Source organism: Bradyrhizobium sp. NDS-1 (genome assembly GCF_032918005.1).
Taxonomy (GTDB): domain Bacteria; phylum Pseudomonadota; class Alphaproteobacteria; order Rhizobiales; family Xanthobacteraceae; genus Bradyrhizobium; species Bradyrhizobium tunisiense.
In genome coordinates this window covers 2681744-2706850 of sequence record NZ_CP136628.1, presented here as the reverse complement: position 1 = coordinate 2706850, position 25107 = coordinate 2681744, and the positions used below count along the sequence as shown (strand labels likewise).

General features: G+C 64.3%; 19 protein-coding genes. 4 read left to right on the top strand and 15 right to left on the bottom strand.

What is annotated here, in order from left to right:
- Positions 1–47 precede the first annotated feature (47 nt).
- The 6 genes from RX330_RS12595 to RX330_RS12570 form a co-directional block, all read right to left on the bottom strand.
- Entirely contained in the window at positions 48–1565 is a 1518-nt protein-coding gene (locus RX330_RS12595; RefSeq protein WP_317243221.1) for a tripartite tricarboxylate transporter permease, read from the bottom strand.
- 12 nt (positions 1566–1577) lie between these two features.
- Positions 1578–2120, bottom strand: coding sequence for a tripartite tricarboxylate transporter TctB family protein (locus RX330_RS12590; protein ID WP_317243220.1), 543 nt, complete (start codon positions 2118–2120; stop codon positions 1578–1580).
- 181 nt (positions 2121–2301) lie between these two features.
- On the bottom strand, positions 2302–3276 hold the full coding sequence (locus tag RX330_RS12585) for a Bug family tripartite tricarboxylate transporter substrate binding protein (protein WP_317243219.1): 975 nt from the start codon (positions 3274–3276) through the stop codon (positions 2302–2304).
- Positions 3277–3476: 200 nt separating this feature from the next.
- Positions 3477–7385 carry a beta strand repeat-containing protein gene (locus tag RX330_RS12580; RefSeq protein ID WP_317243218.1) on the bottom strand — a complete coding sequence of 1303 codons (3909 nt, stop codon included), beginning with the start codon at positions 7383–7385 and terminating at the stop codon, positions 3477–3479.
- Between the two features lie 564 nt (positions 7386–7949).
- Positions 7950–8747 carry an enoyl-CoA hydratase/isomerase family protein gene (locus tag RX330_RS12575; protein ID WP_317243217.1) on the bottom strand — a complete coding sequence of 266 codons (798 nt, stop codon included), beginning with the start codon at positions 8745–8747 and terminating at the stop codon, positions 7950–7952.
- 45 nt (positions 8748–8792) lie between these two features.
- Positions 8793–9992, bottom strand: coding sequence for a pyridoxal-phosphate-dependent aminotransferase family protein (locus RX330_RS12570; RefSeq protein WP_317243216.1), 1200 nt, complete (start codon positions 9990–9992; stop codon positions 8793–8795).
- A 205-nt stretch (positions 9993–10197) separates the two neighbouring features.
- Between RX330_RS12570 and RX330_RS12565 the strand changes: the two genes are divergently transcribed.
- Both RX330_RS12565 and RX330_RS12560 read left to right on the top strand, forming a co-directional pair.
- Complete coding sequence (locus RX330_RS12565; protein ID WP_317243900.1) at positions 10198–13206, top strand: FAD-binding and (Fe-S)-binding domain-containing protein; 3009 nt, start codon at positions 10198–10200, stop codon at positions 13204–13206.
- The gene (locus tag RX330_RS12560; RefSeq protein WP_317243215.1) at positions 13199–13627 is read left to right on the top strand and encodes a GlcG/HbpS family heme-binding protein; all 429 of its coding nucleotides are present in this window, start codon (positions 13199–13201) and stop codon (positions 13625–13627) included. Before RX330_RS12565 ends, RX330_RS12560 begins: the two co-directional genes overlap by 8 nt.
- Before the next feature lie 168 nt (positions 13628–13795).
- Here the strand turns inward: RX330_RS12560 and RX330_RS12555 are convergent, their stop codons facing one another.
- Positions 13796–14578 carry an enoyl-CoA hydratase/isomerase family protein gene (locus RX330_RS12555; protein WP_317243214.1) on the bottom strand — a complete coding sequence of 261 codons (783 nt, stop codon included), beginning with the start codon at positions 14576–14578 and terminating at the stop codon, positions 13796–13798.
- Positions 14579–14746: 168 nt separating this feature from the next.
- Here RX330_RS12555 and RX330_RS12550 point away from each other — a divergent pair, with 168 nt between their 5' ends.
- On the top strand, positions 14747–16123 hold the full coding sequence (locus RX330_RS12550; protein ID WP_317243213.1) for a caspase family protein: 1377 nt from the start codon (positions 14747–14749) through the stop codon (positions 16121–16123).
- Here the strand turns inward: RX330_RS12550 and RX330_RS12545 are convergent.
- From RX330_RS12545 to RX330_RS12525, 5 genes are all read right to left on the bottom strand, one after another.
- On the bottom strand, positions 16096–18210 hold the full coding sequence (locus tag RX330_RS12545) for a molybdopterin oxidoreductase family protein (RefSeq protein ID WP_317243212.1): 2115 nt from the start codon (positions 18208–18210) through the stop codon (positions 16096–16098). The genes RX330_RS12550 and RX330_RS12545 overlap by 28 nt on opposite strands.
- A gap of 155 nt (positions 18211–18365) precedes the next feature.
- Positions 18366–19172 (bottom strand): SDR family NAD(P)-dependent oxidoreductase, encoded by an 807-nt coding sequence (locus RX330_RS12540; protein WP_317243211.1) that lies wholly within the window; start codon positions 19170–19172, stop codon positions 18366–18368.
- A 22-nt stretch (positions 19173–19194) separates the two neighbouring features.
- The gene (locus tag RX330_RS12535; RefSeq protein WP_212090992.1) at positions 19195–20487 is read right to left on the bottom strand and encodes a TRAP transporter large permease; all 1293 of its coding nucleotides are present in this window, start codon (positions 20485–20487) and stop codon (positions 19195–19197) included.
- A complete protein-coding gene (locus tag RX330_RS12530; RefSeq protein ID WP_212090989.1) occupies positions 20478–21026 on the bottom strand; it encodes a TRAP transporter small permease in 549 nt (182 codons plus the stop codon). The genes RX330_RS12535 and RX330_RS12530 overlap by 10 nt, the downstream gene beginning before the upstream one ends.
- A 64-nt stretch (positions 21027–21090) precedes the next feature.
- Entirely contained in the window at positions 21091–22062 is a 972-nt protein-coding gene (locus tag RX330_RS12525; protein WP_212090986.1) for a TRAP transporter substrate-binding protein, read from the bottom strand.
- Between the two features lie 292 nt (positions 22063–22354).
- On the opposite strand from RX330_RS12525, the gene RX330_RS12520 reads away from it, so the two are divergent.
- Positions 22355–23137 carry a cyclase family protein gene (locus RX330_RS12520; protein WP_212090983.1) on the top strand — a complete coding sequence of 261 codons (783 nt, stop codon included), beginning with the start codon at positions 22355–22357 and terminating at the stop codon, positions 23135–23137.
- 4 nt (positions 23138–23141) lie between these two features.
- On the opposite strand, the gene RX330_RS12515 is transcribed toward RX330_RS12520, so the two are convergent.
- The 3 genes from RX330_RS12515 to RX330_RS12505 form a co-directional block, all read right to left on the bottom strand.
- Positions 23142–23870: a Crp/Fnr family transcriptional regulator gene (locus RX330_RS12515; RefSeq protein WP_212090980.1), complete on the bottom strand. Its 729-nt coding sequence runs from the start codon at positions 23868–23870 to the stop codon at positions 23142–23144.
- A gap of 274 nt (positions 23871–24144) precedes the next feature.
- A complete protein-coding gene (locus RX330_RS12510) occupies positions 24145–24273 on the bottom strand; it encodes a hypothetical protein (RefSeq protein WP_317244061.1) in 129 nt (42 codons plus the stop codon).
- Positions 24274–24365: 92 nt separating this feature from the next.
- On the bottom strand, positions 24366–25079 hold the full coding sequence (locus RX330_RS12505) for a helix-turn-helix domain-containing protein (RefSeq protein WP_212091669.1): 714 nt from the start codon (positions 25077–25079) through the stop codon (positions 24366–24368).
- Positions 25080–25107 lie beyond the last annotated feature (28 nt).

Genomic DNA, 25107 nt, shown 5'->3' with positions numbered 1-25107 from the left:
CAGGGCGACACCGCCATTATACCGTTGAATTTTAAAGATCTTTCTCCCTAGCTGGACGCTGGCTTGCTCCCCTGCGTCAATCCGACACGGGCGAGCAAGCCGTCGATTGCCGGCCAGAACAGCAGCACGATCGCCAATGTCGTGATCGAGCCGACCAGCCCATTCGACCAGAACACCTTGAGGTTGCCACCCGAACCGATCATCGACAGGCGGAAGGCGTCCTCGGCGCGGTTGCCGAGCACGAGCGCCAGCGTGAACGGCGCCAAGGGGATGCCGATCTTCTTGAAGACGTAGCCGACCACGCCGAAACCCAGCATCAGCCAGATGTCGAACATCGCGTTCTGGATCGCATAGGCGCCGATCGCGCAGGACACCACGATCATCGGCGCCACCGCGGCGAACGGCACACGCAGGATCGAGGCGAAGATCGGCACCGTCGTCAGCACCAGCACGAGGCCGACGACATTGCCGAGATACATCGAGGCGATCAGGCCCCAGACGAAGTCCTTGTGCTCGACGAACAGCAGCGGGCCGGGATTGAGGCCCCACACCATCAGGCCACCGAGCAGGATCGCGGCGGTGCCGGAGCCGGGGATGCCGAGCGCCAGCATCGGCAGCAAGGCCGCTGTGCCGGAGGCATGCGCCGCCGTCTCGGGCGCGAACACGCCTTCGATGCGACCCTTGCCGAAACCCTCGGGGTCCCTGGCGAAGCGCTTTGCCAGATTGTAGCCCATGAAGGAGGCAGCGATCGCACCGCCCGGCGTGATACCGAGCCAGCAGCCGATGAAAGAGGAGCGCAGCAGCGTCATCCAATATTTCGGCAGATCTCTCCAGACGCCGAGCACGACGCGGAGCGAGATGCTCGCCGCGTGTCCGCGCAGCGCCAGCCGCTCCTCCATCGTCAGCAGAATCTCGCTGATGCCGAAAAGGCCGATGACCGCGACCAGGAAGTTGATGCCCCGTAGAAGCTCGGCCGAGCCGAAGGTCATGCGCAGATTGCCCGATACGGTATCCATGCCGATGCCGGCCAGCAGCAGCCCCAGCGACATCGAGATGACCGTCTTGTGCTTGGCTTCGCGCCCCAATCCGACGAAGGAGCAGAAGGTGAGCAGATACACCGCGAAGAACTCGGGCGGGCCGAACTTCAGCGCAAAGGACGAGATCATCGGCGCGAGGAAAGTGATCAGCATCACCGCGACCAGCGAGCCGATGAAGGAGGACGTGAACGCCGCGGTCAACGCTTCGGCCGCCCTGCCCTGCTGCGCCATCGGATAACCGTCGAATGTGGTCGCGACCGACCAGGCCTCGCCGGGGATGTTGAACAGGATCGATGTAATCGCGCCGCCGAACAGCGCGCCCCAATAGATGCAGGACAGCATCACGATGGCCGAGGTCGGATCCATCGTGAAGGTGAGCGGCAACAGGATCGCAACGCCGTTGGGGCCGCCGAGCCCCGGCAGCACGCCGACGAAGATCCCGAGCACCAGCCCGACCATCATCAGCACGAGCGTCTTCCACGTCAGCAGGACGGCGAAGCCGTGAAGCAGGAGACCGAGAGCTTCCATCGCGGGACCCGCCTAGCGACCGAAGGCCGCTTCGAGCGGCCCTTTCGGCATGATGACGTCGAAGGCGACATCGAAGGTGACGAACATGATCGCCGTGAACACGAGAGCGGTGAGCAGAGACTTCCACAGCGCGATCTTGCCGACGAAGCGCATGAAGCCGGAAATCAGAAGGAAGCTTGCGACATAGAGGCCGAGGAACTGCATCGCCAGGCAGAACAGCAGCGTCGGCACGAATACGGCCATCACGCGGCGGGCTTGCGCGCGCGTGACGAAGGTCTGGCGCACCGCGCGCTGCGTGCGCAGCGCCGCGACAAGGCCGTAGAGGCTGCCGCCGCCGAGAATGATGGAGAGGTAGAAGGGGAAATAGCCGGGCTCGGGCCCGGTCGCATCCCAGGCAGCGCCCGTTCGCCAATTGTCGTAGCCGAGCGTGACGGCCAGCGCGAACAGCAGGAGACAGACGACGATCTCGATCGTGCCGGAAGAGACGACAGAAGGCGAGTCGTCTTCAGGCGCGGTCGGATCGTCGACGACGATTTCGATATCGGTTTGGGACATGAGCTGTCAGGGACGGAGTGCGGTCAATCCTCCCTCTCCCCGCTTGCGGGGAGAGGGTCGGGGTGAGGGGGAGTCTCCACGGGGACAGTGAAAGTCGGACTCGCGCAGAGAGTCCCCCTCACCCGGATTGCATCTTCGATGCAATCCAACCTCTCCCCGCATGCGGGGCGAGGTGAAGAGGTCACTTCGCGACGAATCCGGCTTCCGTCATCAGCGACTTGTTGACGGCATCGTCCTCCTCGAGGAACTGCACCATGTCCTTGCCGGTGAGGAAGATCGGCTTCAACGCCTGCTTCTCCATGTACTCCTTGTACTCGGCGGTCTGCGTCACCTTGTGGAAGAGATCGACGTAGAAAGCCTGCTGCTCCGGCGTGACCTTGCCGGGCAGGAACATCGCGCGCAGCATCAGATACTGGACGTCGACGCCCTCCTCCTTGCAGGTCGGGATGTCGGCCCAGGACTGCGTCTCCGTCACCTTGGTGGTGTAGGCGATGCGCTCCTTGTCGAACACGCAGAGCGGACGCACCTGGCCCGCACGCCAGACTTCGAGATTCTCGGACGGATTGTTGACGTTGGCTTCGGTGTGGTTGCCGACCAACTGGGTCGCGGCCTCGCCGCCGGACTTGTAGGGCAGATAGGAGAACTTCGCGCCGGTCTTCTGCTCCAGGAAGACGGTCAGCACGTGATCCTCGCGCTTGGAGCCGGTGCCGCCCATCTTGAACGGCGCGCTCGCCGCCTTCGCGGCCGCGACGAACTCCTTCACCGTCTTGGGGCCAGCGCTGTTGTCCCAGAGCACGAACTGGTCGAGCGCGACCACGGAAACCGGGGTCAGCTCACGCCAGTTGAACGGGATCTTCGCCGACAGCGGCAGCATGTAGATCAGCGAATAGGCGATCAGCACCTTGTTCGGATCGCCCTCGCTGGACTTCATGTACATCAGCGCTTCCGCGCCTGAGGCGCCGCCCTTGAGCGAGACGACCACCGGCTGCTTCATCAGATTGTTCTTCTGGATCGCGGCCTGCATCATCCGCGCCATCTGGTCGGAGGCGCCGCCCGCGCCCGCCGCCACCACGATCTCGACCGGCTTTGCCGGCTCCCAGGCCGCAACAGCCGGCGTGCCGCAAAGCGCGGCGGCAAGCGCAATTGCGGCCTTCATTCCATGTCCCACGTGCGTCTTCCCTATGTTCTTGTTTGGATTGGAAATTCAGAGACGAATTCGGCGTCCATTGTGCTGGGTAATCCAGCCGAGTTCAAGCCACCCCGCGTCATCCCGGTTATGACTTTGGAATGAGAATGGCGCGGCGCAAAAAAGCGCGGGCCCGCTGTAGGGCCCGCGGCTCGGCTCGATGGCAGAGCCTACACGACCAATATGTCGTGCTGATTGAGCATCACGCCGCTCTGGACGCTGACCACGGCAACAGCCGCGCCTTGCGTCCCGTCGGCGCTGTAATAGAGCGTCTGGCTGCTGGTGTCGAAATGGAATTGGGAGAGTCCCGAGAACACATCGTCACCCGAGGTTTCGAACGTCACGTCCATCCCAGCCGTCAACCCGCCGCCAAAACCGCTTGCCGAGACCGCGATGTGGTCCTGCTCGGTTGAATTGTTGAAGTCGCCGATCGTGCTCGGACCGGACGGCTGGAGGAAGGCGAAGGTGTCATTGCCACCGCCGCCGGTCATGGCATTGCCGCCCGCGGTGGCGATCAGGACGTCGCTGCCGCTGCCCCCGTTCACCGTCTCGGTTCCGTTGACCGCGATCAGGATGTCATCGCCACCGGTGCCGGTCAGCACGGTCGCGCCGGCCGCGTTGTTGATGATGGTCGCGGTCGCAACATTGGACGAAATCGTCGAGCCGTCGGAAGTCGTGTAGCTGAACGAGCCGCCGAGCGTTGCGTCATCGCTGAAGAAGGCATTCCCGAACGCGACGGCACCGCCGCCGGAACTCGCCGTGATGCTGCCGAGCGACAGCTGGTCGATCGTGTCGGGGTCGGTGTCGTTCAAGGCCAGGGCCCAGCTGGGGATTTCGACGGTCGCGTTGGGGCCGACATCGGTGATCACGGTCTCGCCGACCGCGGTCGGCGCGTCATTGGTGCCGATGATGGTCACGGTGACGCTCTGCGTGGTCGAGCCGCCATTGTTGTCGGCGATCGTCACCAGATAGTCCTGGGTCAGTGTCTGCCCCTGCGCCAGGAACTGGATGTCGGAATTGTCGACCGTGAAATGCCAGGCGACGGTTCCGGCGCCGCCGGCCTCGCTGACCGGATCGAGCGAGAACGTACCGAAATAGCGGCCGTCGCCCGGCACGAAGCTGGCGCTGTGTGTATCGCCGGGATCGACGTCGGAGAACGACAGCGAGCCTGCGGCGGATTCGGTGGCAGGTCCCGTCGCCGGACTGACGTTGACGGAGTCGAGGATCATGCCGGTGCCGTCGTTCTCATAGGAGAACTGGAGCAGCGTGGACGACAGCAGGCCGTCGCCGAGCACGTCGAAGGAATAATGGTTGACACCGGCCGGCACGTTGGCGAGCGCGAGGATCGTCACGCCGTCCCACGACACCGTGAACGGCGCGCTGACGCTCTCGGGATCGCCGATGACGTCGAAGCTGACGAAGTAGTGCTGGCCCGGCGTGGTCGCGACGTTCTGCGACAGCGTTTCCGGGCTGCTGTTGGGGAGCAGCTCGACCGAATAATGGCCGAAGCTGCCGCCGAGCTCGAGCTGCGTCACGTGGATGTGGCCGCCGCCGCTCACCGTCCAGTTGGCGAAATTGCCCATCTCGAAATCGCCGTTGAGGATCACCGGCGGGCCGGCGTCCTCGGTGATCGATCCGCTGAGATTGGCCGCGGTGACCTGTGGATTGTCGTTGGCGCCGGCGATGTCGAATGTCAGCGTGGTCGAGGCCTGATGGCCCTGGCCGTCGTCGACGGTGAACGTGAACTGGTCGGTGACGTTTTCGCCGGCGAGCAGCGCATCGACCGACGCGTCCGCGACATAGCCGTAGGAGCCGTCGGCGTTGAGCACCAGCGTTCCATGCGTACCGGCCACCGAACTACCGACATTGGCAGCGCTGCCGTTGATTTCGGTAATGGTCCGCGGTGTGCTCGAATCCACCGGCTGGGTGATCTCGAAGATGGCACCGGTCGCGATGGGCATGCCGGCATCCGGACCCGCGGTGTCGGACGTCGCGATCGTCAGCGGCGTCAGGACCAGTGGATCGGCCGCACCATCGATGGTGACGGTGACGGTCTGGACCGAATTGGTGAACCCGTCCCAGACGTTGACGGCATACTGCACCGTCAGCGTCTCGCCGAGGCTCAAGAAATCGAGATCGGCATCGGCGATGCTGAAAGTCCAGTCGATACTGCCACTGCCGCTGCCCGTGGAATCGTGCAGCACCGTCGAGAGCGCCGATTGGAGGTCCACCAGCGTCTGCGCCGGGACCGAGAAACTGTTGGCCGACCACAGCGCGTAATCCAGCACCACGCTGATCGAATGCGTGTCCGACAGGTCGACGTCGTTGAAGCTCAGCGTTCCCGTCGGCACCGGGCTCGTGGTGTTGGGCGACGGGGATCCGGTCACGCCCGGCTGCTCGGACAGCGAAGCCGATCCCGGCCCGCTCGTGACCACCGGCGCGTCGTTGGCGCCGGTAATGACGACGGAGACCGTCTGCGTAGAGCTGGTCGAGCCGTCCGCGACCTCGATATTGTAGGTCACCGTCAGCGTCTCGTTGAACGCGAGATAGTCGAGGTCCTGATCGGGGATCGCAAAGTTCCAGTCGATGCTGCCGGAGCCGGTGCCCGTGGAATCGTGTAGCGTCGTGGTCAGCGCCCCCGCGAGGTCGGCCTGTGTCGGGGCCGGCGGCGTTGGTCCTGAGGTCGAGTCCAGCGTCACCGTGACCGTATGCGTGTCGCCGGCGTCCTGGTCGGTGAAAGCGAGCGTGCCCGCCGGGGTCGTCGGCGTCGTATCCAGGACTAGGGAGCCCGTGGTGGCATCCTGCTCGACCACGGTGGAGGATTGTGGACCACTCGTGATCACGACAGGCTCGTTGATGCCGAGGATCGTGATGGTGACGTCCTGAGTCGTGGCGGCGCCGGCGGAATCGGTGACCGTGACGTGATAGACCAGCGTCAGTGTCTCGCCGCCACCGAGGAAACTGGCTGAGGAATTGGGCAACGCGAAATTCCAGTCGACCTCGCCGAACAGGTGACCGGTGGAATCGTCGAGAGAGGTGCCAAATGCCGCGAGCAGCTGTGCATTGGTGAGCGGAATTGCGCCACCGCCCGAGCGGGTCGCCGTCACGCTGGTCGAGACCATATGGGCGTCGGCGAGATCGATGCCGATGAAGGGCAGATCGCCATTGGCGTGCAGATTGCCCGAGGAATCCAGGTTCTGGTCCTCGACCAGGTTCGCGCAGTCCGGCGGCCCGAGGAACACCGGCTTGTCGTTGGTGCCGACCACCGTCACGGTCACCGTCTGAGTGGAGACCCCGCCGGCATGATCATCGAGCTGCACCGTGTAGGTGATGTCGAGATGCTGGCCTGCGGCCAGATAATCGAAAGCGAGATCTGGCGCGGAGAAGGTGGTGTTGATGATTCCGGTCGAGGAGCCGGAAGCCTTGACGACGTTGTCGACGTGGAAGAACGACATCAGCACGGCATTGCCGAAAGGGCCCGGCAGCAGGCCGGCCGTTGCGCCGGAGGCGGATACGCCTGTAACGGTCGCGGTGTGCCCGGTATTGGCGAGGTCGTCATCGGTGAAATTGAGCGCGACCTGAACCGTGTCGGGCGTGAGCGACAGCGTCTGGTTGGCCTGCTCGGTGACCGTCGCCGCCGTCGTCATGTTGATGACGGGCTTGTCGTCGGTGCCGGTGACCGTGATCTTGACGGTCCGGATGGCGAAGCCGCCGTGATTGTCGAACACCTTGACGTCATAGATCAGGACCAGCGTCTGGTTCTTGGCCAGGAAGTCGAAATCCTGGTCCTGGTCGCTGAAACTCCATTTGAGCTGACCCGAGCCGTTTGAATCGCTCAGGATCTGCGATTGCATCGCGGTCTGAAAATGCGCAAGCGAGGCTGCCGGAACGGTCGTTCCGCCCGAGACCACGGCGGAATGCAGCGTCACCGACGTCGTATGGGTGTCGGTCCTGTCGCCGTCCCTGAAGCTCATCGTCCCCGACAGCGTGTGCAGCGTCGTTGAATCGTTGAGGTTGGCAAATTCGGTGAAGCTGCCCGTCGCGGATGACGAGGTGAAAACCGGCGTTTGGTTGGTCATGGAAAAATCCCTGCCTGCGTTGCCATGAAATTGCTGCCGCACGAGAGCGCGGCGACGTGACTAATCGGTCTGAGAAATCAGACTGGACTCAACGGTCCTGCATCAAAGCGTTGGCTTAGGGTCTTGATCTAGGAGCTTGGCTTGTTCGCGAGGCCGCGCCTGGCGTTGGGATGGTCAGCAGCAATGAAATTGAGGGCGGCTCGCGTCGTCGAAAATTACGTCACTATGTCTTCAGTTCAATGACATCAGGTTGCAGCACGGTCGGTCAGAACGCTTCACACAATTCACGTCGGTCAATCAATTTGATCAGGCCTAAAATGACTTGCTGGCCGGCCTGTCGGCACGAAGAATACGAGAAGGCATCATGCAACCTCTACGATCTTATGCCCGAGCTCGCCGCGTCGTCAACGTGGACCCGTCATCGCGGGCGCACGCGATGGCGTTCCGGAGGGTGGAACCGGTTGTGACAACTGCAATTTACCCGGGATGGCCGACGATTGGCCTATCAGCACTCGCTTCTGCCCCCGCCGCATCCGGAGCGGCCCAACCAGCGAAGGACGCGGGCTATTTGCCCTTCCAGTTCGGCGTGCGCTTGTTGAGGAAGGCGTCCATGCCCTCGCGGAAGTCTTCGCTCATGTAGGCTTTCAGGATCAGGTCCTCGCCCTCCTCACGCGACAGCGTGCGGCGAATGCGGCGCACCGCTTCCTTGGTGGCTTCCAGCGTGAGCGGCGCGTGGCTGGCGACGAGCTTTGCGGTCTCGTCCGCGCGGCGCTGAAGTGTCTCGACGTCGGGCACGACCTCGTTGAGCAGGCCGAGTGCAAGGGCTTCCGGCGCCTCGACGAGGCGCGCCTTGAAAATCATATCCTTGGTGCGGGCGGGACCGACCAGCGCGACGACGCGGCTGATGTTGGACATCGACAGGCAGTTACCGAGCGTGCGCGCAATCGGAAAGCCGATCCGCGTCGTCTCGGTGCCGATACGGAGGTCGCAGCAGGCAGCAATGCCGGCGCCGCCGCCGGTGCAGGCGCCGGCAATGGCCGCGATCACGGGCACGCGGCACTGTTCGAGCGTGCCGAGCACGCGGTCGATGCGGGCCTCATAGTCGAGTGCATCCTGCGCGGTCTTGAAGGCGCGGAACTGCGAGATATCGGTGCCGGAGGCGAAGGCCTTATCGCCGGTGCCGGTCAGGATCAACGCCTTGATCGAGCGATCCGCGTTGATCTCCTGGCAGATCTCCGCCATGCGGTCATACATGGCGAAGGTCATTGCGTTGCGGGCCTGGGGTCGGTTGAAGGTGATCCGCGCGATGCCGTCCTGGACGGAGTAGAGCAGGTCTTCGTTGGCGGTGGTCGGTGCGTTCATCGCGCGCTCTCTTCTTGGTTAGGTCGGTTCAGGCCGCCTTGGCCCTTAGGCGACCTGAGCTTTGGTCATCGGCACGGCGTCGCGCCCCTTCAGGACGTCCATCGCCGCCAACACCCCGCCGCTCCGGTGCGGAATCTTTGCAAGATCGAGGCCCATCTCGACGCCTGCGAGCGTGCCCATCAGCATCAGATCGTTGAAATGGCCGATATGGCCGATGCGGAATACCTTGCCCTTGACCTTGTTCAGGCCGGTGCCGAGCGACATGTCGAAGTTCTCCAGCACCACCTTGCGGAAGGCGTCGGCGTCGTGTCCATCCGGCACGCGCACGCCGGTCAGCGCCGGCGAGTGCGCAGCCGGGTCGGCGCACTGGGTCTCAAGGCCCCAAACCTTGATCGCGGCGCGCGTCGCCGCGCTGTGGCGCTTGTGGCGGGTCCAGACGTTCTCCAACCCCTCCTCTTCCAGCATCTTGACCGCTTCGCGCAGGCCATAGAGCAGATTGGTCGCGGGCGTATAGGGGAAGGTGCCGAGCTTGTTGAAGTTGATCACCTCCTGCCAGTCCCAGTAGGAGCGCATGCCGGGGTTGGCCTTGGCAATGGTGAGCGCCTTCTCGGAGACGGCGTTGAAGCCGAGGCCGGGCGGCAGCATCAGACCCTTCTGCGAGCCGGCGACCGAGACGTCGATGCCCCAGGCGTCGTGCTCATATTCCATCGAGCCGAGGCCGGAGATGGTGTCGACCATCAACAGCGCCGGATGCTTGACGCGGTCGAGCAGCTTGCGCACCTCCAGCGGCGGCGTCACGCAGCCGGTCGAGGTCTCGTTGTGGACGACGCAGACCGCCTTGATCGCGTGCTGCTTGTCGGCGACCAGGCGCTTCTCGATCTCGGCGAGGTCGGCGCCATGGCGCCAATCGCTCGGGATGAAGTCGACGTCGAGCTTGAACTTGTCGGCGATGCCGCGCCACAGCACGGCGAACTGGCCGGTCTCGCACATCAGGAGCTTGTCGCCGGGTGCGAACACGTTGACCATCGCCGCCTCCCAGGCGCCGGTGCCGGACGAGGGGAAGATGATCACGGGCTGCTTGGTGCGGAATACCCGCTGCATCGAGGCGAGAACCGCAAAACCGAGCTCGGCGAACTCCGGACCACGATGGTCCAGCGTCGGCATGTCCATCGCCCGCAGCACCCGGTCGGGCACGTTGGTCGGTCCTGGAATCTGTAGGAAATGCCTTCCAGTGTGCACGGTCATCGGCGTCCTTCCCGGTCTTTGAAGCTTGTCTCGGCGTTGGCGTCGGTGGGCCCGAATTCGAGGCTCCGGCGAGCCGCTCGCATATCACTATTCGTCGGGCTTGTCCCTCGCCCGGCGGGGTCCGTCAATGCACAAGAAGCAGGGCTCGCTTGCCAAGGGCCGTGACGGGAGGCAAGACGGTGCCGGCGAACAGCGAGAGCGGACCATGGCGGCGGAAGTGGCTGGAAAATCACCGGAATCGGTCCAAACGGACCGCCTGGCCGCACGTCTGGCCCGGGAAATCACCGGCGACGTCCTGTTCGACCCCTTCAGCCGCGGCCGCTACGCCACCGACGCCTCGTTCTACCAGATCGTGCCATCAGGCGTGGTGGTCCCGAAGACCATGGACGAGGCGTTGCTGGCGCTGGCGATCGCCCGCGACGAGGGGCGTAAGGTCACCCCGCGCGGCGGCGGCACCTCGCAATGCGGCCAGACCGTCAATGATGGGCTCGTGGTCGATCTCTCCAAGCATCTCAACCGGATCCTGTCACTCGACGTCGAGGGCCGGACCTGCGTGGTCGAGCCGGGCATCGTGCTCGACGACCTCAACCGCCAGCTCAGGAAGCACGGCCTCTGGTTTCCGGTCGACGTCTCCACGGCCTCCCGCGCCACCATCGGCGGCATGGCCGGGAACAATTCGTGCGGCGGCCGCAGCTTGCGCTACGGCACCATGCGCGACAACACGCTGTCGATGGAGGCTGCGCTCGCCGACGGCACGCTGAGCCGCTTCGGCGAGGTCTCGCGCGATCTCTCCGATGTCGAGGCCGGCGACAGTGCGCGCGCCCTGTTCCGCGACCTGCTCGATCTCGGCGCCCGCGAGGCCGACGAGATTGCCACTCGCTTTCCAAAAGTGCAGCGCCGCGTCGGCGGCTACAATCTCGATGCGCTGGTCCCGCGCAATGCGCGCAACAACATGGCGCATCTCCTGGTCGGCTCGGAGGGCACGCTGGCCTTCACCACCAAGGTCGAGCTGAAGCTGTGGCCCGTGATCCGCAACAAGGCCCTCGGCGTCTGCCATTTCGGCAGCTTTTACGAGGCGATGGATGCTGCCCAGCACCTGGTCAAGCTGAAACCGATTGCGGTCGAGCTGGTCGATCGCACCATGCTCGCGCTCGGGCGCGACATCGCGATGTTCCGCCCCATCATCTCCGCCGCGATCAAGGGCGATCCTGACGCCGTGCTGGTGGTCGAGTTTGCCGAAGAAGACCAGGCGGATAACCTCGTGCGCCTCAAGCAGCTCGGCGAGCTGATGAGCGATCTCGGCTTCGGCTGGAACAACGAGACGCGCAAATGGGGCGGCGTGGTCGAGATCATTGAGCCGGCGCTGCAGAGCGGCATTGCCGATTTCCGCGCTGCTGGCCTCAACGTCATGATGTCGATGAAGCAGGAGGGCAAGCCGGTCTCGTTCGTCGAGGACTGCGCCGTGCCGCTGCCGCATCTTGCCGACTACACCGCGCGACTGAACGAGGTGTTTGCCAGGCACGGCACCAGCGGCACGATGTATGCGCACGCGTCCGAGGGCTGCCTGCACGTCCGTCCGGTGCTGAATTTGAAGCTGGAGAAAGACGTCAAGGCAATGCGCGCCATCGCCGAAGAGGCGTTCGCGCTGGTGCGCGAATACAAGGGCTCGCATTCCGGCGAGCACGGCGACGGCCTGGTGCGTTCGGAATTCCACGAGACGATGTTCGGCGAGCGTCTCGTCGCCGACTTCAGGGAGGTGAAGCAGCGCTTCGACCCCGAGGGCGTCCTCAATCCCGGCAAGATCGTCGATGCGCCCCGGATGGACGACCGCTCGCTGTTCCGCTTCAAGCCCGACTACCGCGTCGGCGAGCTCAAGACCAGGCTCGACTGGTCGGCTTGGCCCGGGGCCGGCGGCGGCTTCCAGGGCGCCGTCGAGATGTGCAACAACAACGGTGCCTGCCGCAAGCTCGAAGGCGGCGTGATGTGCCCGTCCTATCGCGCCACGCGCAACGAGAAGGATGTCACGCGAGGGCGCGCCAACACGTTGCGGCTCGCGATCTCCGGCCAGCTCGGCGAGGGCGCGCTTTCTTCCGATGAAATGATGGAGACGCTCAAGCTCTGCGTTTCTTGCAAGGCCTGCCGCCACGAGTGCCCGACTGGCGTCGACATGGCCAAGATGAAGATCGAAGTGCTCGCCGCGCGCGCCGCCTCCCACGGCCTGACGCTGCGCGACCGGCTGGTCGGCTATCTGCCGCGCTATGCCGGCCTTGCCTCGCGCTTCGCGCCGCTGGCGAATTTGCGCAACCGCAGCCCGCTACTGCGAAAGCTGTTCGAGCGCGTTGCCGGCATCAGCGCGCGCCGCGCCCTGCCCGCCTTCCGCAGCGACGTGTTTGCGCCGCCGGCTGATAGCGTTGGCCCCGAGGGCGGCCGCGAAATCGTGCTGTTCGCCGACACCTTCAATCGCGTCTATGAGCGCGAGAACCTCGACGCCGCGCTGCGCGTGCTGACAACCGGCGGCTATCGTGTGCACCTGCCCAAGCCTTTAGCCGGCAGCCGCCCGCTTTGCTGCGGACGCACGTTCCTCTCCGCCGGTCTCGTCGACGAGGCCAAAGCCGAGCTCCATCGTCTCGTGGCGGCTTTCGCGCCCTTTGCCGCGCGCGGCGTGCCGATCGTCGGCCTCGAGCCGAGCTGCCTGTTGACGCTGCGCGACGAGCTCGCTGCGCTGCGTCAGGACAACGATGCCAAGGCGGTCGGCGCCCATGCGCTGACCTTCGAGGAATTCCTGGTGCGTGAGGCCGAAGCCGGCCGGCTGCAACTGCCGCTCGGCGCGATCGCTGACAAGGCAATGGTGCACGGCCATTGCCATCAAAAATCCTTCGGCGCCTTCAAGCCCGTCGAACAGGTGCTGCGGCTCGTCCCTGGCCTGAAGGTCGAGACCATCGAGTCGAGCTGTTGCGGCATGGCCGGGGCATTCGGGTATGGTGCCGACACCTATGATGCCTCGATCGAGATGGCCGAACTGTCGCTGCTGCCGGCTGTGCGGCGTGCGGACCAGACTGCGCTCATCGTTGCCGACGGCACCTCCTGCCGGCACCAGATTCATGACGGCGCCCAGCGCGACGCGCTTCACGTCGCGCGCGTGCTGGCGATGAGCCTCGACCGCGCCAAGTCCAATCCCACGTCTCTCGCTGAAAAGGAAACCAGTCATGGCTGACCTCACCCTCGATACCGCCCGCAAGATCCTCGACGCCGCCTTCGTGAAGGCCGGCGAGCTCAAGTTGAAACCGCTGGTCGTCGCCATCCTCGACGCCCGCGGCGTGCTCAAGCTCGCGGCCGCGCAGGACGGCACCAGCCTGATGCGCGCCGAGATCGCGCATGGAAAGGCCTATGGCGCGCTCGCCATGGGCGTGGGCTCGCGCGCCCTGTTCCAGCGCGCGCAGGAGCAGGCCTATTTCATCGATGCCGTGAACACCATGGCCAGAGGCGCCCTGGTGCCGGTGCCCGGCGGCGTGCTGATCATGGACGGCACCACCCTGCTCGGCGCTGTCGGCGTCTCCGGCGACACCTCCGACAATGACGAGGCCTGCGCAGTGGCCGGTATCCAGGCGGCGGGGCTGAAGGCAAACGCGGGGTAGATGGTCATTCCGGGGAGCGCCACTTGGCGCGAGCCCGGAATCCATTTTCCCGCGTCGCTGGCTGCACGATGGATTCCGGGCTCGCGCTACGCGCGCCCCGGAATGACGGCGGAGGAATGCGGCCTCCGTTGAAATCGAATTGAGGTGGTAAACCCCGCTCTCGTGCAGCTACCTCCCCGTCCAGACCGGCTTGCGCTTTTCGCTGAACGCCTTCAGGCCCTCCTTGGCGTCCTCGGTCATCGCAAGCAGCGCGATCTGGCTTTCGGTGTAGGCGATGCTCTCGTCGAACGACATCGAGGCGATGGCGCGCATGGCGTATTTGCCGCGGCGGATCGCGGTCGGCGATTTGTCGACGATGCGGCCGATCAGCCAGTCGACCTTGGCATCGAGCTCCGCCGCAGGCACGACGTAGTTGAGGAGGCCCGCGGCCTGCGCGGCCTTGACGTCGAAAGGTTCGCCCGTCAGCGCCCATTCGTTGACGAGGCGCGGGGGCGCGATGCTCTGCAACAGGCTCAGCACCTGCATCGGGAACACGCCGACCTTCACCTCCGGCAGACCGAAGATGACGTGATCGGCCGCGACCGCCATGTCGGTCATGCACAAAAGGCCCATGCCGCCGGCCATGCAGACGCCGCCGACCCGCGCAATCGCCGGTTTTGTGGCGTTCTGTGACAAACGTAACAGATCGGCATAGTCGACATTTGGTTTGGAATGATCCATCGCGAAAGCCGCGCCGGAATTCTGCAAGTCGGCGCCCGCGCAAAACGCCTTGTCGCCCGCGCCCGTCAGCACGATGACGCGGACGTCCTTGTCGTCGTGCGCGTCGCGATAGCCTTTGGTGATGCCGGCGATGACCTCGCCGTTCAACGCGTTGCGTTTCTCCGGCCGGTTGATGGTGATCCAGAACGCCTGGCCGCGCTTCTCAGTGATGATTGCCGTGGTGTCGGTCATGGTGGGTTCGCTTCCTTGTGTTCCGTTTTGCGGCCATTTGCGGCAGGACGGCCGGCGCGCGCAAGGGCAATCTGCAACGCCATGTCACCATAGCGTGTGGGCACAAATTCGCACGGCGATTGAATTAGCGGTGACGGCCGCTATCCTGGCTGGAGATTTTGATCACCGATGAGCCATTTCATGCGCGCCGCGATGACGATGTTGCTGGCAGGCCTGCTCGCGCTGAGCGCAGGATCCGCAAGCCGCGCGGCCGACGCCGCCAAGCTCGCGCTGGTGATCGGCAACGCAAGATACCCCGACAACGAAGCGGTGCTGAGCGAGGTCGCCAACGATGTCCAGGACGTCGCCGAGGAATTGAAGCGCGGCGGCTTCGTCGTCGATCGCCAGAGCAATCTCACGGCCGACGCCATGCGGCAGGTGCTGGATCGCTTCTATGCTCGCATCGAACGCGGCACCGTGGCGTTGATCTTCTTCGACGGTTTTGCCATCCAGTCCAACCGGCAGACCTACTTGCTTCCGGTCGACGCGCAGATCTGGACCGAGCCGGATGTGGCGCGCGACGGCTTCAGCCTCGACACCATTCTCGCCGAGATGAACACGCGCGGCGCTGCGATCAAGATCGCGTTGATCGATGCCTCACGCCGCAACCCGTTCGAACGGCGCTTCCGCCGCTATTCGGCGGGCCTTGCGCCGGCGATCGCGCCGAGCAATTCGCTCGTGCTCTACTCCGCAGCGCTCGGCGCGGTCGCCGCCGGGGGCAAGGCCGATCACGGCCTGTTCGTCGCCGAGTTGCTCCGCGAGATGCGCGCGCCGAATATCAGCGCCGAGCAGGCTTTGACCAACACCAAGAACGGCGTGGTCGCCGCCACCAAACGGGAACAGGTGCCGTGGCTGTCATCCTCGCTGACCACGGAATTCTCGTTCGCAGGTTCGGTGGCGCAGCCGGCCGACAACAAGGCCGCCGAGCCGGCGAAGCCGGAGCCGCAGAAGCCGGTCTGCGACGCGCCGCAACCAGAGCCTGCTCTGAACGCCGGCGATCTCGCCAGGGATCCGGTCATCGCCGATCTCAGCCGCAAGGTCGCATCGAACGCCAATGACGTCGCCTCGCGATACAAGCGCGGCCAGGTCTATGCGATCAAGCGCGCCTACGCGCTCGCCATGCAGGATTTCGACGTCGTGATCCGCAAGGATCCCAGGGATGGCGAGGCGCTCAACAACCGCTGCTGGACACGCGCTGCCACCGGCGATCTGCAGGGCGCGCTGGCCGACTGCAATCTGGCGCTCCAGATCAATCCCGGATTGAGCGATGCGCTCGACAGCCGCGGGCTCGTCAACCTCAAGCTCGGCCGGACCAATGAGGCGATCAAGGACTACAACGACGCGATCCAGCGCAACCCGCGCTCGTCGTCGTCGCTGTTCGGCCGCGGCATCGCCACGCGCAAGAGCGGCGGCGACGGTGCCATCGATATCGCTCAGGCGAAGTCGATGAACCCTGATATCGCGAAGGAGTTCGCGGGCTATGGCGTCACGGAGTGCGTGCCCTGAGCTGCAGAGGCTTTCCTGATCCAGACCTTGTTGTCATGGAATGCGGCCCCGCCGATCGGCGCGACGGCTTCGGCTCCCGTCAGCATGTTGATGCCACGCCCGCCGATATGGTTCTTATTGGGATGAACGGATTCCGCGATCAGGACTCCGCGCCGCACGCCGTCAAACAGCGTCGCGACCAGCGTGGTCTCGCCACGGGTATTGCCGAGCGTCACCGCATCGCCGTTGGCGATGTCGAGCGCGGCCGCATCCAGCGGATGGATCATCACACTCGCCTTGCCCTCGCGCGCCTGCGAGGACGGCGTCTCGTTGAAGGTGGTGTTGAGGAAGCTGCGCGAGGGGCTGGTCGCTAGCCGGAACGGATGGGCCTGGTCGGAATGCTCGATCACCGCCCAATGGTCCGGCAGATCAGGCATCTTGTCGAAATCGCCCATGGTCACGCCGAACGGCGGATGGGCCCAGTCCGCCCTGAAATGGAATTTCCCGTCGGCATGGGCAAAGCCATCGAGATAATGCGAGGTGCGGAAGTCCGGCTGCAGGTCGCGCCAGAGGTCGGCTTCGAGGCCGGCAATGTCGCCGTGATTGCTGAGCTTCAGCGTCGCGTCGATCAATTCGCGCGGCGTCATCTCGAAACCCGGATGCCTGGCACCGAGCCGCGGCGCCAGTCCCTGCAGCACCTGATGGTTGGAGCGGCATTCGCCGGGCGGGTCGATCAGCTTCGGCCCGACCGAGATATGTTGATGGCCGCCGCCGTAATAGAGATCGTCGTGTTCCATGAACATGGTCGCCGGCAGCACGATGTCCGCCATCAGCGCCGTCTCGGTCATGAACTGCTCATGCACTGCGACGAACAGGTCCTCGCGCGCAAAACCCTCGCGCACCAGCGCCTGCTCCGGCGCCACCGTCATCGGGTTGGTGTTCTGGATCAGCATCGCCTTGACCGGGCCCTTGCCGCGCAGGGCTTCGGCATCGCCGGTGAGGATGCGACCAATCTTGGACTGGTCGAGCGCGCGCACATTTGGGTCGATGGCATCGTGGCCTTCGATGATGGATTCGTTGAAATGCCACAGGGCGTAATTGTTGAAGAAGGCGCCGCCGCCTTCATGCTGCCAGGCGCCGGTCACCGCGGGAATGCAATTGGCCGCGTGCATCTGCGTGGCGCCATTGCGGCTGCGCGTGAAGCCGTAGCCGAAGCGGAAGAAGGTGCGCTTGGTCTCGCCAACCGCTTTCGCAAACGCTTCGATTTCCGCCACCGGGACGCCGCAAATCGCAGACGCCCATTCCGGTGTGCGCGTCTTCAGGTGCGCCTCGAGCTCGGCAGGGCAATCGGTGTATTCGTCCATATAGGCGCGGTCGGCATAGCCGTCGCGGAACAGGACGTGCATGACGCCGCAGGCAAAGGCACCGTCGGTGCCGGGCCGCAGGATGATCTTGATATCAGCCTGCTTCATGGTCTCGTTGTCGTAGATGTCGACCGCGGCAATCTTCGCGCCGCGCTCCTTGCGGGCGCGGGAAGCGTGCGTCATCACGTTGACCTGGGTGTTGACCGGATTGGTGCCCCAGATCACGACGAGGTCGGAGAGCGCCATCTCGCGCGGATCGACGCCGGCGATCTTGCCGGTGCCGATGGCATAGCCGATGCGCGCGACATTGGCGCAGATGGTCTGATAGAAGCGGGAGTATTTTTTGACGTGCGTGAGACGGTTGAGGCCGTCGCGCATCACCAGGCCCATCGTGCCGGCATAGTAATAGGGCCAGATCGATTCTGCGCCGAACTCGCGCTCGGCTGCATTGAAGCGATGGCCGATCTCGTCCAGCGCCTCGTCCCAGGAGATCCGCACGAATTGACCTGAACCCTTCGGCCCGGTGCGGCGCATCGGAAACATCACCCGCTCGGGGTGATGGATGCGCTCGGCGTAGCGCGCGACCTTGGCGCAGACGACGCCAGCGGTATAGGTCTGCCGCTTCGAACCACGGACGCGGCCGATGCTGCGGCCGTCGACCACCTCGACATCGAGAGCGCATGCCGAGGGGCAATCATGCGGGCAGGTCGAATGGCGGATTTCGATCTTGGCGTGCTGGTTCATGGCAGATTGGTAACACCAAAATACCAGCCAGCCGAGCGCATTTATCCGGCACTGCCATGCGATTTGCTCAAGCCGTGCCCGTTGCAAGGTCTTGTCGCAACTGCGAAATGCAGCCGGAACACCGAACGAGGCGCGGCTTTCGTGCGCCGATCGACCTATTTGTGCAGCTGGGTGAGACCGGTCGGCGGGCCGTCGACCGCGGTCCAGCCGCCATCGACGAACAGAGTGCTGCCGCTGACATAGCTCGCGGCGTCCGAGGCGAGATAGGCCACGGCGGTGGCGACCTCATCGGCGCTGCTCCAGCGGTTGAACACGGTGTGGCCGGCGTAGAGATTGTAGATGTCGGGGCGCTGCTTGAAAGGGCCAGTCAGCGCGGTCTCGGCGATGCTCGGCGCGATCGCGTTGACGCGCACGCCGGCGTGGCCGACCTCGGAGGCAAAGCCCTTGACCAGCAGGCCGATGGCGGCCTTGGTCGAGCCGTAGACACCAAGGCCCGGCTCGATGGTCACCGCGCGCACCGAGGAGCAGGCGATGATGCTGCCGCCCTTCTGCTTGACCATGATGCGGCCGAACGCCTGGAAGAACCAGACGGTGCCTTTGACGTTCAGGTTGAGGACGCGGTCGAGATCCTCCTCGGTGTAGTCGAGGATGATCTTGCGGATGTTGAGCCCGGGCGTCGTCACGGCGATGTCGAGCCGCGGAAATTTCTGCATCACGATTCTGGCGAGCGCGTTGACGTCCGCAGCGCTTGCGGCGTCGCACGCTGCTGCCTCCGCCCAGCCGCCCTTGTCGCGAATACCTGCGGCCGTCGCTTCCGCAGCGTCAAGCGCGCGATCGGCGCAAACGACACGGGCCCCTAACCCGGCGAGGGCCTCGGCCGACGACTTGCCGATGCCGGATGCGGCACCGAGGACGACTGCCGTCTTGCCGGTGAGATCGAAGAGCTTGCGATAGTCCGTCACTGATAGTGTCTCCCTGGTGCTGCTAGCCCTTGTAGCCCATCAACAGGCGAGGCAGCCACAGCGAGAATGCAGGGACGTAGGTCACGAACATCAGTGCTGCGATCAGCGCGGCATAGAACGGCAGGATGGTGCGCATCACCGCACCCACCGAGATGCCGCCGATGGCGCAGCCCACGAACTGCGTGGTTCCGACCGGCGGGGTGTTGAGTCCAAGCGCGCAGTTGATCAGCATCAGCATGCCGAACTGCACCGGGTCCATGCCCGCCTTCATCGCGATCGGCAGAAAGATCGGAGTGCAGATCAGAATGGTCGCCGCCATGTCCATGAACGTGCCGAGCACGAACAGGATGACGTTGATGAGCAGGAAGATGACCCAGGGTTGCGTCGACACCTTGCTCATCATCTCGCCGGCCAGGTCGGCCACCTCGTAGAGTCCCATCAGGTACTGGAACATGGTGGAGACCCCGATCAGCAGCAGCACCACGCCCGTCGTCTTCACGGCCTTGGCCGCGGCACGCAGGAAGTTGCCCCAGGTCATGGTGCGGTAGATGAAGAAGGTCAGCAGGATCGTGTAGGTGACCGCGATGGCCGCAGATTCGGTTGCCGTGAAGACGCCGGACAGGATGCCGGCCAAGATGATGCCGACGATCAGAAGACCCGGCAGCGCGGCCGCGAGCGAGCGGAACACCTCGGCCCAGCCCGGGAACTTGCCGGCCGGATAGCCGCGCTTCACCGCGACAGCGTAGGCGGCCACGAGCATGCAGACCATCAGCACGATCGCCGGCAGGAGGCCGGCGGCGATCAGCGCGCCGATCGAGACCTTGCCGCCGGCGGCCAGGGCATAGATGATCATGTTGTGGCTGGTCGGCATCAAAGCTCCGACCAGCGAGGCGTGGGTGGTGACGTTGACGGCGTAGTCGGTGTCGAAACCCTCTTTCTTCATCATCGGGATCATCACCGCGCCCATGGCGGACACGTCGGCCACGGGCGATCCGGAGACGCCGCCGAACAGCGTGCAGGCGACCACGTTCGACATGCCGAGCCCGCCGCGGATGTGCCCGACGAGATTCTTGGCGAGTTGCACGATCTTGTCGGCAACACCGCCATGCAGCATCAGCTCACCGCTGAACACGAAGAACGGAATGGCAAGGAAGGAGAAGATGTTCATTCCCGACATCATCTGCTGGAAGATGACCGCGACGGGCAGGCCTTCGTAGAGAATAGTGCAGATCGCCGAGAGGCCGATGGCGAAGGCGACGGGAACGCCAAGAACGAGGAAGCCGAAGAAGGTGGCGCCGAGGATCATCAGTTCCATGAGGGGACGACCTCTTCGCCGCGCAAGAGAGCCATGATGTGCTCGATGGAAAAGGAAACGATCAGGAGACCGGAGGCGATGAGCGGCACGTAGCGGATCACCTCGGGCAGGCCGAGATTGGGGATCTTCACGGTGCCGACCGAAGACCCGAGGATCCAGCCGTTATAGGCCATCGCAATGCCGAACACGGCCACCAGGACGTGGATCACGAGCTCGATCTTCTCCCGCATATGATCCGGAAGCATGACCAGCAGACTATCCATGCCGATGTGTCCGGCATCGCGCACGCCGACCGCGGCCCCGATCAGCGTGACATAGAGGATCAGAACCAGTGCAAGGTTCTCCGTCCAGGTCGGGCTGGAATTGAGAACGTAGCGCCCGAACACCTGATAGAACACGATGGTGACGATGACGAGCAGGCCGGCCACGGACAGATACATGCCGATGCGAGCAATTGGAGCGTTGATCCGTGACAGCAAGCCGGTGGACGGTCGTCCGACCGCCTCATGCTCATGATCTGCGACGTGTGGGTCTGTCATCCCGCGCCTCCCCGCCTGGGTCCGGTGTCGCGGGTCGGCGACTCCGGACCCGACGCCGTTGTGCTTACTTCGAGTCCTGGATGCGCTTGACGAGGCCCTGCAGCTTCTCGTCGCCGGCGAACTTCTGGTACACCGGCTTCATCGCATCGACGAACTCCTGCTTGTTGGCGATTGTCACGACCTGGACGCCAGCCGCCTCGACCGTCTTGCGCGAGGCCTGCTCACGCTCGTCCCAGAGCTTGCGCATGACGGGCACCGATTCCTTGGCTGCCTTGCGGACCATCGCCTGGTCTTCCTTGCTCAGCGTGTCCCAGACCTTCTTCGACATCACGAGAACTTCGGGCGCCAGGGAGTGCTCGGTGATGTTGTAGAACTTGGCGGCCTCGAAGTGGCGCGAGGACTCATAGGAGGGCCAGTTATTCTCGGCAGCGTCGACAAGCCCGGTCTTGAGCGCGGTATAGACTTCGCCATATGGCATCGGCGTCGGATTGGCACCGAGGCTCTGGATCATGCCGACCCACAGGTCGGATTGCTGGACGCGGATCTTCAGACCCTTGAGGTCGGCGAGGGACTTGACCGGTGCCTTGACGGTGTAGATGGAGCGGGCGCCGCTGTCGTAATAGGCAAGGCCGACCAGGCCGGCGGGCGCCATCGCCGCCAGGATCTCGTCGCCGATCGGCCCGTCGAGGACGGTGCGCATGTGCTGCGTGTCGCGGAACACGAAGGGCAGGCACAGCGCGATGGTCTCGGGCACGAAATTGTTCAGCGGCGAGGCGTTGATCCGCATCATATCGAGCGCGCCGATCTTGAGTTGCTCGATGGTGTCCTTTTCGGAGCCCAGGGCACCGTTCGGAAACACCTTGACGCCGAGCTTGCCGCCGCTCGCCGCCGCGAGCTGCTTGCCCATGAACTTGACGGCCTCGACGGTCGGATAGTCTGCCGGATGGACGTCGGCCGAGCGGAAATCGCGTGCGGTCGCCAAAGGCGCCGAGAGCGCCAGCGCAACGGCTGTGATGATACCGGTGAGTGTCTTCATCTGGGCTTCCTCCGGGGTTGATTATTTCGTTGTCGGGCAGGCTGCGGGCCGCCTTGGGTCGCTCCACTTCAGGCGTGAAGTCAAGCACCAAGTCGTCCCTAGGGCGGACGGCATTCTCTGTCCAACCCAATTCCAGCATCGATCAATGCAAGAGTTGCATCGATCAATTTCTGACGCAATTCGCTTTATGGCGGGTACGGCTGGTGTCCATCGTCGCCGCCACGTGACTTGACGCCGGCAACAGGGGCCCCTCAAGATATTCGAAACAGCGGACCATGTTGAGGGAATGCCCATGCCGCGGAAGCTGATCGATATCTCGGTGCCGCTGCGAAACGACGTGACGGCCGATCCGCCGGGCAACCATCCGACGATCCAGTATATCGATCACCAGCAAGGCCTGCCCCGGATGCTGCAGTTCTTCGATGGTCTCGAGGCGCAGGATCTGCCGGACGGACAGGGCTGGGCCGTCGAACAGGTCTCGCTTTCGACCCATAACGGCACGCATCTCGATGCGCCCTGGCATTTCCATCCGACCATGAACCGCGGCGAGCGGTCATGGACCATCGACGAAGTCCCGCTGGAATGGTGCTTTCAGCCCGGCGTGAAGCTCGACTTCCGGCATCTGCCTGACGGCTATGTGGCGAGCGCCGACGACGTCGAGAACGAACTGAAGCGCATCGGACACACGCTGTCGCCGCTGGAGATCGTCGTCGTCAACACCAGCGCCGGGGCCAAATTCGGCCAAGCCGAATACGTCAATTCCGGCTGCGGCATGGGTTATGCGGCCACCATGTACCTGCTCGAACGCGGCGTTCGCCTGACCGGCACCGACGGCTGGAGCTGGGACGCGCCGTTCGTCTACACCGCGAGGAAATACGCCGAGACAAAGGATGCCGGCCTGATCTGGGAAGGCCACAAGGCCGGACGGCACATCGGCTATTGCCATCTCGAGAAGCTGCACAATCTCGATCAACTGCCCTCGACCGGGTTCACGGTCTCATGCTTCCCGGTGAAGATCGAACGCGCCTCCGCGGGCTGGACCCGCGCGGTCGCCATTATCGACGATCAGGCCTGAGGCATCACTCGCCGTTGAGGCCGCTCTCGGCGAGTTCGCGCAGCGCATCCGTATCCAGCACGACGATGGCGCCGTGCTCGAGGCGAACCCAGTTGCGGCCGGCCCATGCGCGCAATTGCTTGTTGATGCTCTCGCGCGTCATTCCCACCATCTCGCTGATCTCCTGCTGCGTGATGGCCAGTGTGCCGCTGCCGGAGTCGAACTTGCGCTCCTCCGTGAGACCGAGCAGCGCGCTGGCGAGCCGCCCCGGCAGGTTCTGGAGAATGACCTGCTCGACCTGCTGGCTGGTCCAGCGCAGCCGCGCACAGAGCAGCTCGATGAACTTCATCGCCAGAGCCGGCTGGCTTTTCACGAACGGCAGGAAGTCCCGGCGGTCGATGATATAGAGCTCGCAATTGGTGTTGGCGGTGGCGTCGGCGGACCTGGGCGCGCCGTCGAGCACCGCGATCTCGCCGAAGATTTCCCCGGGACCGATCAGATTGAGAATGGCGTTCCGCCCATCTGGCGACGAGGAGGAGATCTTCACGGTCCCCGAGATCACCGCGAACAGATTGTTGCCTGGATCGCCCTTGGCGGCGATCGTCGCTCCGCGCTTCACGGTGGTGTGCTTGGCGTAGCGGCAGAGTTGATCGAGAGCCTCCGGCTCCAGATCCGCGAAGATCGGGTGCTTGCGCAGGACCGATAGTTTGTTGCCCGCCGACTGTCGGGGGTCGCCGGTCTTGTCCTGAGGCACGCCGCGGGGCTCCTAAGACTACGAGGCACTGAGGTTCCTGCGTAGTCAACGTTATCAGGCTTTTCAACCGGAAAGCACGCGCGCGGTTTGAGGCAAATGCCGCGAAAAAGCCGCGGTCATGCCGGAAGTCCACATCCGAAGGATGCGTCGATGCGTTTTAATTGATGCAGAGTTGCAGGCCGCGCAACGCGCGATTGCGTTGAGACGCTGGCCTAAGCCAGCCGGACGAGCGTCGGCCGCTGGCTCGTCTGAGCGGACGAAGACTTCAGGCGCTTCAGCGCTTGGAATCCGGATCGAGCCGGCCGGCGCTGGTTTGCCGGTCCGCCCAAGCCAGAGCTGCGGCGAATGCGACGAAGATCGCGACGACGACAATGGACATCAACAATGCGTCAGCGGGCATCATGCTCCTCCCTGATGGTTGCGCCATTATTTGCCGCGGCCGGCCGGCGTCATTGATTGAGATCAAAAAAGGATCAGGGCGCCGCGGACGGACCGTCAGGCTGCGGCCAGCGCTTCGGCGCGCGCAGGATCGAGCAGGCTGATGCCGCCGTGAATGATCTCGATCACGCCGTGACGCTCCAGCTTGGTGAAGGTGCGACTGACGGTTTCGATGGTCAGGCCGAGATAGTCGGCGATGTCCTGACGGCTCATCGGAAGCGGGACCGTATCGGACAGCCCATTGTGCGCGACCAGCCGTCCACGCCAGCCGAGCAGAAAGGCTGCGACTTTCTCGTCGGCGGAGCGGCGGCCGAGCAGGACCATATGGTCGCGCGCCTGGCTCAACTCGCGAACGGCCAGCTCGTTGATCCGCCTGAGCAGCTGCGGCCGGTCTTCGATGAAGCGGCCGAACGGCGCTTTGCCGAACTGGCACACGGTGACCGCGCCGATCGCATCGGCAGAAAAATTGTGCCGGCCGGACAAATTCATCCCCAGGAAATCGCCGGGCAAGGCAAAGCCCACGATCTGTCGCCGGCCGTCGGGCAGCAGCTTGTACAGACGCATGACGCCTTCGAGAACGTTGTAGAACGAACTGGTGATGTCCTCCTCGGAGAACACGGTCTCGCCGGAGCCAAAATGAACGCGGCGTCCCAGATGTTCGAACTCCCTGAGCTCGGCCGCATCCAGTGACGAACAAACCGCCGCTCCTCGCACGGCGCAATCGTCGCAGAAGTGCCCGCTCGGCTCAATCGTGACCACGGAAGGCTTCATCCACCGCTCCTCGCGTCGATCCAGCTCC